The organism is Stenotrophomonas sp. LARHCG68, assembly GCF_052871705.1.
Genome location: NZ_JBIXJV010000004.1, coordinates 80,730 through 93,707, shown reverse-complemented (window position 1 = coordinate 93,707; position 12,978 = coordinate 80,730). Strand labels below are relative to the sequence as shown.

Genomic DNA, 12,978 nt, shown 5'->3' with positions numbered 1-12,978 from the left:
TTATGTTGAAAGAGAGGTTTTTGGGTTTGTCGCTTCATTCCAACGGGTCATCGAGGGTCGGTGGCCGAGCGCCTGAAGCCGTTCTCGGTATGGCTGAATTTCGGCCGGGCTCTCGCTTTCTTCTGCTGCTTGCAGGTGCTGACTTTCCAGAATTGAATGGAAAAGATCTGTCGATCATGCTTGATGAAGGATTCCTTCCCACTGACGAAGATACGATCTATCCAAGAATTGGAATTCGATGCTTTCTGCATGCACCGAGTCCGGAGAGTTTGGACGCCTCTACCATCCTTGATTCAATAGCTAACGGTTCCCTTGTGCCAGCAACAGAGGGGGATTCATGGTTTGTAAAGATTGGCGGGGAACCAGTTCTAATTCAGCGGGAAGATTACTACTTCAGTGCAGTGACTGGTGCTGGGTATGAGTTCTATTTCCAGGTTGATGAGAATGGATTTCCGGATGGATTTGTGCTTGAGGATTATCCGTTGAACTACGGAGGGCTGTACATTTACGCGAAGTTCGATGCTGGCGGCAAGGTGGAGGAGGTGGTCGCGGGATTCACGCAGTTTTAAGATGCATCCATACTTCTTGCGACTTTCTGTTGGTTTGTGGGCTGCGTACTGGATGGGTGTGATTTCGCCGGTGTTGAATCTAACAGAGTCGGTAACGAGGAGCGGATGTGTCGGTGATGTGCCGATGGAGAAGCTCGACGGCTTATCACGGATGGGGTTGTGACTTGCCTGCGGCATCCTGAACATCTCGCCGTGGCTTGTTATCGAGTCTCGGCTATCGCCGATTGGTCCAGGATGGACACTCGTGATGGATGCGAGGCGTCATTCGCCCGGCACCCTTTGGTGATGGGTAGAAAGTGCAAGCGGTTCCGGCGTTGTATCTTCCTGATGGAGATGCATCGTGTTCAACGCATGGATCGGTCGGCACGCGCGGGTTGCGCTGGCTGCCGACCTTGGTCGCGTTTGGGGGCTGATCATGGGTGCCAAAGTGCGTGACGCGGGCCGACATCGGCCCGACATGGAGCTGTACCATTGAGAAGGTGTGTGGCAGTTATCAGTCGCGGCGTTTCGGCCGGGAAGCCATCAAAGTGGCCAATCACGTAGAAGACCCGCCGTGACAGGATTACATGAAAGGTTTGTCGACCATCTGCTGTCGAAGGGGTGGATGCGCCAACCCAGGAGCGACAGCTTGCTGCATACGGAATCCTTGGTGGCGGATGCGGCTTCGATAGCTGCAGTTCCTCCGTCGTATATCGAATTCCTGTCGGGTTTCGAGTCGCTTTCGAGTGAGGACGAGGCAACCTGGTTCCTGACGCTGGAGGATTATGCAGGTGCGACGGCCGGTGCTTTTTCCTGGGATGAGTTTGAGAGGATGAGCTTTGATGCAGCGATGGACGGCCAGGATGCCGAATCGGTGCGCGTCTTCTGGCGGGAGTATCTGCCCGTTGTCCTGTCGGTCGGTGGCGACTACGAGTTCATCGCCGTAAGCAGGCTGTCCGGCTTGGTCGTGCACGGTGTTGAACCGGAATTCGAGAGTGTCACGCGCTTGGCGGAGAACGTCGATGCGCTGATGCACAAGGTAATTGAAGGGCATCACGCCGGATTCTTCTTCGATTGAGGGAGCATCGGATGCAATGGCGTGTGCTTCGCAGGCGTGACCGCCGGCCGAACGCCCACTGTATCCAGTGGCCGGTGGCAGATCACGGGTCGATGAGTCCTGTCGCCCATGTGGAATCGACCGGTTTGCGGTGTGGCTCGAGCCATCAGGGTGCGATGATCGTCGCCTGGGTGGCGAGGCCGGCAAACGTGCAGCTGGGGCTGGCGCGGCATGGGCCGCCTGGTCCGTTGAGCTGCGGATCCCCGTGCCGCCGCAGATGCGCGCCGTGTATCGCCTACATCGAAGGAGCGGCGACGCTACACTCCCGGCATGCATGACTCTCCGGTTCCTTCGATCAATCCGCAGCTGGCCGCTGTTCACCGCGTGCTTGAACGCCATCTCGGTGACACGATCATGGCGGTCCATTTGTTTGGCTCGGCCCTGTTGGGCGGGCTCAAGCCGTCGAGTGACGTCGACCTGCTCGTCACCGTGGCCGTGGCGCCGGATGAGGGGGTGCGGAATGCATTGCTGGTGGATCTGCTGACGGTATCGGCGCCGCCATCTGTCGATGCGGTGTTGCGTCCGCTGGAGTTGACGGTGGTCGCGTACGACGGTGTGGTGCCATGGCGGTATCCCGCGCGCCGGGAGCTGCAGTTCGGAGAATGGTTGCGGTCGGACATCGTCGCGGGCTGCTTCGAGGCGCCCGTACTCGATCACGACCTGGCTATTCTGCTCAGGCAGGTGCAGGCGCACGGCGTCGCGCTGTTCGGGCCCTCGCCGGATGCGCTGTTCGAGCCGGTCCCCGATGCGGATGTTGGCCGCGCATTGCAGGACACCGTCGCGCAGTGGCAGGTGCCGGAAGATTGGGCAGGGGACGAGCGCAACATCGTTCTGGCGCTGGCACGCATCTGGTACACGACGGTCACCGGTCGGATCGCCGCCAAGGATGATGCCGCCGCTTGGCTGCTTCCGCTGCTGGACGAGCGGTATCAACACGTCCTGGCCGCTGCGCGGGCGGCGTATCTCGGACATGCACCGGACACACTCTCAGGCCAGCCAGATGCGGTTGCCGATTTCATCCGCTACGCCTGCCATTCCATCACGGTGCTTCACGCAGGCCGGCAGGGGGCTGTCGGGTTGTGAGCGATGTGCGGTGTCGGTACACCGCATGGGGAGAGCGTTCGGGCAGGCTCGGCGAAAGTGCCTCGATCAAACACCCGCAGATCGAGTGGGCCTGCGGCGCCGAATGCGCAGGCAGGGGGCGCCGAGAATGGCCGAAGTCCAGGCGCTCGCGGACGATGGCTTGGCGTCCCGGAGCCTAAGCGGATGGGCGGGCATGTCGCGGTTACTCATTCGAGGAGGAGGTCCTCAGGTGCGTTGGCAATCTGCGTGAGCGAGAGCGGCAACAGCGCGGCGAACCCGTCGCAGACATGGTCCATCGCATCCGGGTCGTGGGTGAAGCTGATGATCTGGCCGGGACGGCCGTGCGCGGAAGGGCTGTGGTCGAGGATCAGCATCAGGATCGGGGCATGGAAGCCGGCGAAGGGCAGCCAGCCCTGCTGCGCCCAACCGGATTGGAGCCGCACGTCCCGGGGGCGGGGATCCTCGTAGCCGTCGTACTGGGGCGCGCGCCGATGCATGCTGCGCCATTGCTGCATCGCCTGTTGCAACGACAGGAAGCGGTAGCCGCTGAGATAGCCCGGGCGCGCGAACACGGTCTGGGCATCCTCGCTGCCATTGGCACGACGCCAGGCGCTCTTCAGCAGCGGGCAGATCGTGAAGCCAAGCTCCCGTTCGGCGTCAGCGAGCGCATCCTCGCTGACGCCGGGGGCCAGTTGCAGGGCCTGATCGTTGGCCGCATACAAGGCCGCGAGTTCAGTGAGATAGGCAGGGAAGTCCATGGACATCGGCTGTATCAGGGCGGTGGGCGCACCGTGCCCGCGGATCGGGCGGGCGCGGCCCCGGCAGGGATATTCGGGGTGGCAGCGGGTAAAATGCGCCAATTCACTGCTGCGGTACACCCTGCGCGCCATGACCACATTCCCTGAAGACATCTACACCGAGCCGACCCCCGATCCCAACACGCTGGGCAACCTGGGCCCGCTGGCACCCATGGCCGGCGTCTGGCGCGGCGAGCGCGGCATGGATGTGAATCCCAAGGCGGACGGTCCGGAGCACCAGGCGTTCATCGAGCACTACGAACTCCATCCCATCGACGCGCAGACCAATGGCCCGCAGCTGTTCTACGGCCTGCGTTACCACACGCGCATCGTGAAGCCCGACGACGTGGAGACGTTTCACGACCAGGTGGGCCACTGGCTGTGGGAGCCGGCGACCCGGACGATCATCCTGACGCTGTCCATCCCGCGTGGACAGACGACGATGGCCGTCGGCACGGCCGCGCCGGACGCCAAGCGCTTCCATCTGCGTGCGGTGCGCGGCTCCACCACCAACGGCATCCTCTCCAATCCGTTCCTGGAACATGCGTTCCGGACCGAGAGCTACGACATCGAGGTCACCATCCATGACGATGGCACCTGGTCGTATGAGCAGACGACGGTGCTGGTGATCCCGGGCCAGGCCGAGCCGTTCAATCACACCGATCGCAACACGCTGACGCGGATCGGTGCGCCGGTGCTGAATCCAACGGCGCAGGCCGCCGCAGAGGACGCGGAGCCGATGCCGGCCTGACACCCGCTGCCCATCGTCCGGTTCTGCACAAGCCCCGCTACGCGGGGCTTGTGCTTGAAGGCGAGGCCGACGCCCCGTTCATTCTTCCTCGTCGTCGTGCTCGCGGTGCTTCTTGGGTTCGGGCGGTGTACCGGGGCTCGGCTCGCGGCGAGGCGCCGGATGCGGGAGGTTGTCCGAAGGAACGGGCTTGGCGTCGTTCCGCGATGAAATCCCGAGCCGGTGACCGGCCTGCAGGAGGGTCATGGCGTTGCTCCGTCGGCACGGCAGGCATTGCCGTGCCAGTACCCTGCGCGCAGGGCAGCTAGTGCGCCGTGGCTGTCGCGTTGCCGGTACGCTGACAATGATGACCGCGGTGGATGCCCCAGCTGTTAAGCAATGGTGACGTACCCTGCGCCGATGAAACCACCGATGGAATTGCAGGGCCTGCAGGCGCTGCCGCCCGCACCCGGCGTGTACATCTTCCTGGGGCAGGACGATGAAGTGCTCTACATCGGCAAGAGCATCAACCTGCGCCGTCGCGTGGCCGATCACCTCCGGGCACCGGGCTCGCGTCGCATGCTTGAGCGGGCGCGATGCATCCGCCATGTACGCACGGCCGGCGACATCGGCGCACAGTTGCTGGAGGCCCGGCTGGTGAAGCAGCAGCTCCCGGTCTTCAACATCCGCCTGCGGCGGCACCGGCGCCTGCTGGGCATCACCCTGCCCGGGGACACGCCCGAGATCCGCAATGTCCATGCGCTCGGCGCTGCCACCGCCTACGGGGTCTTCGCCAGCAGGTTCGCCGCGCAGGCACTGCTGCGTACGTTGGCCGATGCGCATGGGCTCTGCTGTTCGGTGCTGGGGCTGGAGCCGTCGACGGCGGGGCAGCCCTGCTTCCGGTACCGGCTTGGGCGCTGCGCGGGCGCATGCTGCGGCCAGCTTCCGATGCAAGAACACCGCCGACGGCTGCACGAGGCGCTTCGCGCGCACCACCGGCGCGTGTGGCCCTATGCCGGCGGCATCGGGATCGTGGAGCAGTGCGAAGGGCTTCGGCAGATCCACGTCATCCGCAACTGGGCCTATCTGGGGAGCGTGGACACCCTCGCGCGGGCCGCGGCGCTGAGCCGCCCCGAAGTCGGGTTCGACCTGGACGGCTACCAGATGCTGGTAGGGCCGATCCTGCGCGCAAGCGTGGAGATCCTGCCGCTCTGAAGCGTTGCCGTTGCACCCCCGTCAAGCCGGATGAGTATCCGGTGAGGGCCGCGGCCGGTTCCTTTCACGGGCCGCTAAAGGCGCGCTTGTTCTCATGCCTTCATGCACATGGGAGACCGCAATGGACACTGACGTACTGAGCGTTCCGCACCTGGATATCGAGCGCTACCTCGGCCTCTGGTTCGAGATCGCGCGCAAGCCGATGCGCCACGAGGATGTGGGCGCGCGCGACATCACCGCAGACTACTCGCTGAACGAGGACGGCTCGATCCGCGTGGTCAACTCCTGCATCAACGAAAAGCGCGAGCTGGAGCAGTCGGTGGGCACGGCACGCGCGGTGGACGAGAGCAATGCACGGCTGGAGGTGAGCTTCCTGCCCGAGGCATTGCAATGGGTGCCGTTCACCAAGGGCGACTATTGGGTACTGAAGATCGACGCGGACTACCAGAGCGCGCTGGTCGGTGAGCCGTCACGGAACTACCTGTGGCTGCTGCACCGGCAGGGCCACATGGAGCGCAGCGTCGCCGAGGAATGGTTGAATGTGGCGCGCATGCAGGGTTATGACCTGTCCGACCTGATCTGGCCGGAGCAATCCGGTGCGGTCTATCCGCCAGCATCGGCCTGAGTCCCGCACCGGAGCAGATAGCCATGAAACGTCGTCGCCTTCTGTCCAAGAGGAACATGGCCATCATCGGCGCGATCGTCATCATCCTTGCACTGATCATCAGCATCCCGCCGTGGTAGTGGCGATGTACATGATTGTCATCGGCGCATGAGCAGTCTATGTGTTCCTGGCGTCACCGGTGACCGCGAGCTACATCAATGGCGTGATCCTGCCGGTGATGGGCGGCCCGCGCGGCTGAGCGTGGTGCGGTGATTGCTTGAAGAAAAAGGAAAGCCCCCGGGAGGGGGGCCTTCCGCTCATCCAACGATCAGGTCCCAGTGCATCTCCGAGCCCTGGAACTTGTAGCGGTAGCCGTCGTAATCGACCTGGCGTGCGATGTTGCCGTGGTTATCGACCAAGGTCCGCATCTGGATCTCCGAAGAGCGTCGATGGGCGATGCGAATGCCGTCGCTTGAACCCGGGCGAACCTGGGTGGGCTCGCTGGCGAGCAGTGTGACTTGCCGGCGCTCCCGGCCTGGGCCTTCAAGGTACATGGATACCGATCCCATGAGGCTGACTCCGTCAGTGTGTGGTTCGGACCCCCCGCTGGTTCATATCTAGAGGGCAACTGCCGGCTGAACAAGTCAGGGCTTCACACTTTGTGCCATCGGCATGGTCCTTCGGGGGCAATGATTCATGTTTGTCCGATCCTTGTGCATGAACATGCGGGGTTGGAGCCGTACACCGTCAATGCAGGGCATCATCACGCCGCTTGCTGGCGGTGATGCTGCTGATCTCATCGAGCAGTGCACGCAACTGGTCATGGAAGTACGCGCGGTCAGGCGCGGGGACGCGTGGCCAGATGCTATCGACTTCGCGCGCGACAAACACCGCGATGTCGCCGGAGCGGGCGTTGGCCAGCCTGTCGCGCGTACGCAGTGCGATGCCCTGCAGCCAATGGTCGATATCGTCACGGGTCAGCATTGTTTCCATCGTGCAGTCCTGGCATGTCGCCGTCACAGCAGATGAAGGCAGGGTACGCCTGTTTCCAACGCGCGCTCAGTCAGTGAGGTCAGCAGTGCACGCCGGGGATCTGGACATGCACGTAACATCAGCGGGCGTTGCCTGAACCCTGATGAGGGTCGGGCAGATGGGTAGAACGATGTGTCATCTACCGCAGCGCAGATATCCGCGCGATGTAACGATGTCTTAATCGTCGCGACGATAGGCTTGCGTCACCAGCTATGCGACCTTCTGCCTTCACGCCTGCAGGGTGAAGGCAGAAGGCGCTAGTTGGACCAGAGTTCGAACGCCTTGCCATGCAGGCGCGGCGTACCCGGTGTACATGCGTCGCCGGCTTCGCGGCGGCGGCCGTGGCTACCGTTGGCGGCGCAGCACGAAGTAGATCGGCAGGCCGGCGATGATCAAGCCGACGCCCCAGAGCAGGGCCTCGGTTCCGATGCCGATGACCGCATACAGGCTGAAGGCCAATGCGCCCGCGGCGGCGACGCGCGACACCGTGCCGGTGCCGCGCCACAGCCAGGCCGCCGCGCCGGCCAGATAGGGCAGCAACGTCGCAGCGGTGGAGAGCAGTACCGAGAACTTGAACAGGTCCACCAGCGAACGGTTGTAGTTGCAGATGACCAGCACGGTGGCCAGCAGGCAGCTGACGATCACCCCGAATGCCGGTGCGCCACGCCGGGTTTCATGGGCAAAGGCACGCGGCAGCACGCCATCGCGCGCGGCGGCCATTGGCAGCTGCGCCGACAACAACGTCCAGCCATTGAGCGCGCCCACGCAGGACACTGCCATCACCACGGCCAGCAGCATGCCGGCGGTCGGCCCCCACAACGCGGCGGCGGCGTCGGCCATGGGCGCGCCGGAGTTGGCGAGCACGTCGGCCGGCAGCAGGCCGAGCACGGTGGTGCAGGCCAGCACGGTGGCGATGCCGGCAATGGCGGTGCCGGCCACGGTGGCGCGGGCGACGGTACGCGGCGCGTCATCGACCGATTCGGCCGGCACGGTCGCCGCTTCCAGCCCGATCATGGCCCACAACGTGAGGGCCACGGTGCTGGCGGCCACGCTGCCCAACGACTCGGCCGTCGGGTTGAACGGAACGTAGTGGCTGGTATCGACGAACCACAGCGCGACCAGGCCGAACAGCAACAGCGGGACCACCTTCAGCACCGTGGTCAGCAGTTGCAGGCGACCGGCTTCGCGTACACCGAGCAGGTTCACGCCCGCGCACAGCCATAGCGCGACCAGGCCGCAGCTGGCGGCGCGTACCGGGGTCGCGGTGAGTTGCGGGAAGATCGCCCCGATGCTGCCGGCGAAGGCCACAGCGATGGCGGCAATGGCGCACCACATCGAGATCCAGTAGCTCCACGCCACTATGAAGCCCGGCAGTTCGCCGAAGGCGTTGCGCGCAAACACGTACGGGCCACCGGTCTGCGGCCAGCGCCGGGCCAACCGGGCGAAGGTGACGGCCAGCAGCAGGGCGCCGCACAGGGTGATGCCCCAACCGACCAGGGTGGCGGCGCCGTACGGGGCGAGGGTGGCCGGCAACAGGAAGGTTCCCGAGCCGATCATGCTGCCCACGACCAGGGCAGTGGCGGACCAGAAGCCCAGCGGGCGGCGCGAATTCGTCATGACTACAGCAACGGCAAGGGCTCTGGCCACGTGCCGGAAGGCGGTGGGCGGGGCAGGAAGCAAGGGGTGTGGCCGGCCCGGACGGGCGGCGTGGCGGTGAATTATGACGGTTTGCCGACCGGAGCGCGAATTCCGGCCGCCACCAGTGACCTTTGGCCCTTTCCGGGTGCTTCGGCAGCACCGACGCTGCCGGTCTTGTACTTACCTTGGAAACCTTCCATGAAGCTGCGTCCCCTGGCGTTTGCCGTCTCGTTGTCCCTGGCCACCGTGCTGGCCGCCTGTTCGCCGTCCTCCGAGCCCAAGGCCGGCGAGACCGCCAGCCAGGCACCGCAGGCCGACAAGGCCGCGCAGCTGAACCAGCTGTACGCCGACTACTGGGAAGGCGTGCTCAAGCAGAACCCGCTGCAGGCCACCTTCCAGGGCGACAACCGTTACAACGACCAGCTGCCGGACTTCGGCTCGGCGCAGTTCCGCACGCAGAGCCATGACTTCACCACCGAGTGGCTGGGCAAGGTGGAGGCCGTGGGCGAGGCCGGCCTGAGCGGCCAGGACCTGCTGAGCTACCGCATCTTCGTGGAAGAACAGAAGCAGTCGCTGGAAGGGGAGAAGTTCCCGTCCTGGATGATGCCGGTCAACCAGATGGGCTCGACCGTGAGCTATGCGGTGATGCTGGGCTCGGGCCAGGTCGCCCAGCCGTTCAAGACGGTGAAGGACTACGACAACTGGCTGGCGCGCGCGGCGCGTGTGCCGGTGCTGCTGGATACCGAGATCGCCAACATGCGCGAAGGCATGAAGGCCGGCGTGGTGCAGCCGCGCGTGCTGATGGAGAAGGTGGTGCCGCAGTTCGACGAGATCATCACCGCCAAGCCGGAGGACAGCCAGTTCTGGGGGCCGATCAAGTCGCTGCCGGCGGACTTCCCGCAGGCGGACAAGGAACGCCTGACCGCCGCGTTCCGCACCCTGATCGCCGACCAGCTGATGCCGGCGATCAAGAAGCAGCGTGACTTCATCGCCAACGAATACCTGCCGGCGACCCGCGAGACGGTGGGCCTGGATTCCCTGCCGGATGGCAAGGCGTGGTACGCGTTCAATGCCAAGGAAAGCACCACCACCGCGCAGACCCCGGAGCAGATCCACGAGATCGGCCTGAAGGAAGTGGAGCGCATCCACGGCGAGATGCGCAAGGTGATGGAGGAGGTCGGCTTCAAGGGCTCGCTGCAGGACTTCTTCAAGTTCATGCAGAACGACAAGCAGTTCGAGTTCAAATCCGAGCCGGCGCTGCTGGAGCACTACCGTGGCCTGGAGGCGAAGATCAACGCCAACGTGCCCAAGCTGTTCTCGCTGACCCCGAAGGCGGGCTTCGAGATCCGCCCGATCGAGGCCTTCCGTGCCAAGTCGGCCGCCGGTGGCGAGTACATGCAGCCGAGCGAGGACGGCACGCGCCCGGGCATCTTCTACGTGAACACCTACGACCTGCCGACCCGCAAGACCTGGGACGCGGAGGACCTGTTCCTGCATGAGGCCATTCCGGGCCATCACTTCCAGCTGGCGTTGCAGCAGGAACTGAAGGACGTGCCGGCATTCCGCCGCTTCGGTGGCGAGACCGCCTTCATCGAGGGCTGGGGCCTGTATGCCGAGAGCCTGGGCAAGGACCTGGGCGTGTACACCGACCCGTACAGCTACTTCGGCCGCCTGCAGGGCGAGTTGTGGCGCGCGGTGCGCCTGGTGGTGGACACCGGCCTGCATTCCAAGGGCTGGACCCGCCAGCAGGTGCTGGACTACATGTTCACCAACTCCTCGGTGAGCGAGCCCGATGCCATCGCCGAGGCCGAGCGTTACATCGCATGGCCGGGCCAGGCATTGGCCTACAAGACCGGCGAGCTGAAGATCCAGGAGCTGCGCAAGCGTGCGCAGGAGCAGTTGGGTGACAAGTTCGACATCCGCGAGTTCCATGCCGAAGTCCTGAAGGACGGCTCGGTGCCGTTGGATGTGCTGGATGCCAAGATCAACGATTGGATCGCGGCAAAGGCGAAGTAAGCCGTCGCTCCCCCTCTCCCGGCTGCGGGAGAGGGGCGAAGGTGGCCCCTGAAAACCAAACACAGCAGTTCAGTCGCCGCTACCTTCCCTGCAATCAGGCTGTGTCAAAGTACGTGGCATACCCTTGAGTCCTTCCTGGCGGCCTGATGGCGGGCGAAGCCTGCATCGCGGTTGTTGCAATCAATGATGACGCTCCTTGTTTCCCTGATCCTGCCGTTGCTGGCGCTGTGGTTGTGGCTGCCGGTCAACGCGCTCAGCAGGCGGCAGCGCCGTTGGCGCATTTCCCTGACCATGGGGCTGGCCTTCGTCGGGCTTGGCTTCGCCACGCTGTGGCGGCTGGACTGGCTCGAGTACGAGGTGGTGGCCTGGGTCCAGCTGGTGTTCGGCTGGGTGCTGGTGATGTTCGTATTGCTGTTGGCCTTCCTGCTACTGCGCACGGTGGGCTGGCTGGCCAGTCGCCTGCTCGCGCGCACGTCGACGTTGGCCACGGTCTGGCACGGGGCCCGGTTGAACGACGTTGCCGCGGTCGCCATCGTCCTGCTGGCCAGTTGGGGCATCGTCAACGGCCTGCGTCCGCCCAAGGTGCAGGAACGCGACCTGGTCGTGCCGAACCTGCCCGCGGAGCTGGACGGGGTGCGGGTGGCGGTACTGGCGGACCTGCATATCAGCCCGGTGAAGCGCGCCTGGCGGACCCAGCGCATCGTCGACGAGGTGCTGGCCGCCACGCCCGACCTGATCGTGCTACCGGGCGACATGGCCGACGGCGGCCTGGAGGCGTCGGGTCGGTTCGCCGCGCCATTGGCGCAGTTGAAGGCGCCGTATGGGGTGTGGCTGGCCCCGGGCAACCACGAGTACTACTACGACTACACCGCATGGATGACCCACTTCCGGCGGATGGGGCTGGGCGTGCTGGAGAACCAGACCGCGAAGCTGTCCATCCATGGCCGCACCCTGGCGATCTCCGGTATTGGCGATCTGGCCGCGTTGAAACCCCGTCCCTATGTGCGCGGCGGCATGGCGCCGGACCTGTCGAAGGTGATCGCGGGCGCGCAGGGCAGCGACGTGCACATCCTGCTCGCCCACCAGCCCAGGCAGGCGCGCAATGCGTCCAGGAGCGGGGCGGTGGACCTGCAGATCTCCGGCCATACGCACGGCGGCCATCTGCTGGGCTTCGACCGCCTTGTGGTGGCACCGTTCAATGACGGCTATGTGCGGGGCGAGTACAAGGTGCGCGACATGACCCTGTTCGTCAGCGCCGGCGCCGGGCAATGGGACGGTTTCACCGCGCGGCTGGGCGTGTCTTCCGGCATCGACGTGCTGGTGCTGCGCGCCAAGTAGCCGCGGGCAGGAGCGCCTTCAGGCGCGAAGTCATCAGCGGCAGCCGCCGTCATGCCCGTGCAATTGCAGGTTCTACGGTGGCAATTGATTTCCCGGCTTCGCGCCTGAAGGCGCTCCTGCGGCGAAACAAACGGCCCCGGCAGGGGCCGCTTGTTTGTCATGCATCGATCTGTTCGAAATTTTCCACGCGCGCATGGCCGTGCGTCGCTTCGCCGGTGCGTGGCAGCGGATAGTCGCTGAGCCGGTCGACCAGTACGGTCTGCAGCCCGGCCTCGCGCGCGGCGTCGAGTTCTTCGACCACGTCGGACAGGAACAGGATGTCCTGCGGCGCGATGCCGATGGCCTTGGCGATGTGCGCATAGCTCGGGGCCTCGCGCTTGCCGCCGACCTCGGTATCGAAGTTGCCGGAGAACAGTCCATTGAGGTCGCCGGCATCGCTGAAGCCGAAGAACAGCTTCTGCGCCGGTACCGAACCGGAGGAATACACGTACAGCGGCAGGCCGCTTGCGTGCCAGCCGCGCAGAACGGCGGCCACTTCCGGGTACAGGTGGGCGGTGTAGTCACCGTTGCGGTAGCCCGCGTCCCAGATCATGCCCTGCAGTGCCTTGAGCGCGGTGTGCTTGCGGTCCTGGTCGATCCAGCCCTGCAGGGTTTCCACGATCACCGCGTCCTGGCAGGCGCCGGCGGCGATCTCGGTGGCCACCGCATCTAGCCACTGGCGCACCTGCGGTTCGTTGCCGTGGCTGCGGACGAATTCCGGCAGGGCGTTGCGTGCGTACGGGAACAGCACTTCCTTGACGAAGGAGATGCTGGAGGTGGTTCCCTCGATGTCGGTGAGGATGGCTTTGATGGTCATGGACGGG

Annotated in this window: 13 protein-coding genes; 8 read left to right on the top strand and 5 right to left on the bottom strand. The window is 64.7% G+C overall.

What is annotated here, in order from left to right:
• Nucleotides 1-5 precede the first annotated feature (5 nt).
• The 3 genes from ACIPR8_RS14595 (at nucleotide 6) to ACIPR8_RS14585 (ending at nucleotide 2,748) form a co-directional block, all read left to right on the top strand.
• The gene (locus ACIPR8_RS14595) at nucleotides 6-569 is read left to right on the top strand and encodes a hypothetical protein (protein ID WP_446541467.1); all 564 of its coding nucleotides are present in this window, start codon (nucleotides 6-8) and stop codon (nucleotides 567-569) included.
• A gap of 628 nt (nucleotides 570-1,197) precedes the next feature.
• Nucleotides 1,198-1,626 carry a hypothetical protein gene (locus tag ACIPR8_RS14590; RefSeq protein ID WP_446541466.1) on the top strand — a complete coding sequence of 143 codons (429 nt, stop codon included), beginning with the start codon at nucleotides 1,198-1,200 and terminating at the stop codon, nucleotides 1,624-1,626.
• Between the two features lie 309 nt (nucleotides 1,627-1,935).
• Nucleotides 1,936-2,748, top strand: coding sequence for an aminoglycoside adenylyltransferase family protein (locus ACIPR8_RS14585; RefSeq protein ID WP_446541465.1), 813 nt, complete (start codon nucleotides 1,936-1,938; stop codon nucleotides 2,746-2,748).
• Between the two features lie 206 nt (nucleotides 2,749-2,954).
• Here the strand turns inward: ACIPR8_RS14585 and ACIPR8_RS14580 are convergent, their stop codons facing one another.
• Nucleotides 2,955-3,638, bottom strand: coding sequence for an SMI1/KNR4 family protein (locus tag ACIPR8_RS14580; protein ID WP_446541464.1), 684 nt, complete (start codon nucleotides 3,636-3,638; stop codon nucleotides 2,955-2,957).
• Here ACIPR8_RS14580 and ACIPR8_RS14575 point away from each other — a divergent pair.
• Nucleotides 3,637-4,296: an FABP family protein gene (locus ACIPR8_RS14575; protein ID WP_446541463.1), complete on the top strand. Its 660-nt coding sequence runs from the start codon at nucleotides 3,637-3,639 to the stop codon at nucleotides 4,294-4,296. The genes ACIPR8_RS14580 and ACIPR8_RS14575 overlap by 2 nt on opposite strands.
• Nucleotides 4,297-4,374: 78 nt before the next feature.
• Here ACIPR8_RS14575 and ACIPR8_RS14570 read toward each other — a convergent pair whose 3' ends face one another.
• A complete protein-coding gene (locus ACIPR8_RS14570; protein WP_446541462.1) occupies nucleotides 4,375-4,539 on the bottom strand; it encodes a hypothetical protein in 165 nt (54 codons plus the stop codon).
• Nucleotides 4,540-4,704: 165 nt separating this feature from the next.
• On the opposite strand from ACIPR8_RS14570, the gene ACIPR8_RS14565 reads away from it, so the two are divergent.
• Nucleotides 4,705-5,487 carry a GIY-YIG nuclease family protein gene (locus tag ACIPR8_RS14565; protein WP_446541461.1) on the top strand — a complete coding sequence of 261 codons (783 nt, stop codon included), beginning with the start codon at nucleotides 4,705-4,707 and terminating at the stop codon, nucleotides 5,485-5,487.
• A 121-nt stretch (nucleotides 5,488-5,608) separates the two neighbouring features.
• Complete coding sequence (locus tag ACIPR8_RS14560) at nucleotides 5,609-6,112, top strand: lipocalin family protein (protein ID WP_446541460.1); 504 nt, start codon at nucleotides 5,609-5,611, stop codon at nucleotides 6,110-6,112.
• A gap of 726 nt (nucleotides 6,113-6,838) precedes the next feature.
• On the opposite strand, the gene ACIPR8_RS14555 is transcribed toward ACIPR8_RS14560, so the two are convergent.
• Both ACIPR8_RS14555 and ACIPR8_RS14550 read right to left on the bottom strand, forming a co-directional pair.
• A complete protein-coding gene (locus ACIPR8_RS14555; RefSeq protein WP_446541459.1) occupies nucleotides 6,839-7,084 on the bottom strand; it encodes a hypothetical protein in 246 nt (81 codons plus the stop codon).
• 384 nt (nucleotides 7,085-7,468) lie between these two features.
• Nucleotides 7,469-8,740: an amino acid permease gene (locus tag ACIPR8_RS14550; protein ID WP_446541458.1), complete on the bottom strand. Its 1,272-nt coding sequence runs from the start codon at nucleotides 8,738-8,740 to the stop codon at nucleotides 7,469-7,471.
• A 219-nt stretch (nucleotides 8,741-8,959) separates the two neighbouring features.
• Here ACIPR8_RS14550 and ACIPR8_RS14545 point away from each other — a divergent pair, with 219 nt between their 5' ends.
• Both ACIPR8_RS14545 and ACIPR8_RS14540 read left to right on the top strand, forming a co-directional pair.
• On the top strand, nucleotides 8,960-10,777 hold the full coding sequence (locus tag ACIPR8_RS14545) for a DUF885 domain-containing protein (RefSeq protein WP_192285984.1): 1,818 nt from the start codon (nucleotides 8,960-8,962) through the stop codon (nucleotides 10,775-10,777).
• A gap of 186 nt (nucleotides 10,778-10,963) precedes the next feature.
• Entirely contained in the window at nucleotides 10,964-12,115 is a 1,152-nt protein-coding gene (locus ACIPR8_RS14540; protein WP_446541457.1) for a metallophosphoesterase, read from the top strand.
• Nucleotides 12,116-12,272: 157 nt separating this feature from the next.
• Here the strand turns inward: ACIPR8_RS14540 and mtnC are convergent, their stop codons facing one another.
• On the bottom strand, nucleotides 12,273-12,971 hold the full coding sequence (gene mtnC / locus ACIPR8_RS14535) for an acireductone synthase (protein ID WP_446541456.1): 699 nt from the start codon (nucleotides 12,969-12,971) through the stop codon (nucleotides 12,273-12,275).
• Between the last annotated feature and the right edge of the window lie 7 nt (nucleotides 12,972-12,978).

What these genes read in the sequence shown, in the direction of transcription:
- ACIPR8_RS14585 (WP_446541465.1), top strand. Translation starts at nt 1,936, where the DNA reads ATGCATGACTCTCCGGTTCCTTCGATCAATCCGCAGCTGGCCGCTGTT.
- ACIPR8_RS14575 (WP_446541463.1), top strand. Translation starts at nt 3,637, where the DNA reads ATGACCACATTCCCTGAAGACATCTACACCGAGCCGACCCCCGATCCC.
- ACIPR8_RS14580 (WP_446541464.1), bottom strand. Translation starts at nt 3,638, where the DNA reads ATGGCGCGCAGGGTGTACCGCAGCAGTGAATTGGCGCATTTTACCCGC.
- ACIPR8_RS14570 (WP_446541462.1), bottom strand. Translation starts at nt 4,539, where the DNA reads ATGACCCTCCTGCAGGCCGGTCACCGGCTCGGGATTTCATCGCGGAAC.
- ACIPR8_RS14565 (WP_446541461.1), top strand. Translation starts at nt 4,705, where the DNA reads ATGGAATTGCAGGGCCTGCAGGCGCTGCCGCCCGCACCCGGCGTGTAC.
- ACIPR8_RS14560 (WP_446541460.1), top strand. Translation starts at nt 5,609, where the DNA reads ATGGACACTGACGTACTGAGCGTTCCGCACCTGGATATCGAGCGCTAC.
- ACIPR8_RS14555 (WP_446541459.1), bottom strand. Translation starts at nt 7,084, where the DNA reads ATGGAAACAATGCTGACCCGTGACGATATCGACCATTGGCTGCAGGGC.
- ACIPR8_RS14550 (WP_446541458.1), bottom strand. Translation starts at nt 8,740, where the DNA reads ATGACGAATTCGCGCCGCCCGCTGGGCTTCTGGTCCGCCACTGCCCTG.
- ACIPR8_RS14545 (WP_192285984.1), top strand. Translation starts at nt 8,960, where the DNA reads ATGAAGCTGCGTCCCCTGGCGTTTGCCGTCTCGTTGTCCCTGGCCACC.
- ACIPR8_RS14540 (WP_446541457.1), top strand. Translation starts at nt 10,964, where the DNA reads ATGACGCTCCTTGTTTCCCTGATCCTGCCGTTGCTGGCGCTGTGGTTG.
- mtnC (WP_446541456.1), bottom strand. Translation starts at nt 12,971, where the DNA reads ATGACCATCAAAGCCATCCTCACCGACATCGAGGGAACCACCTCCAGC.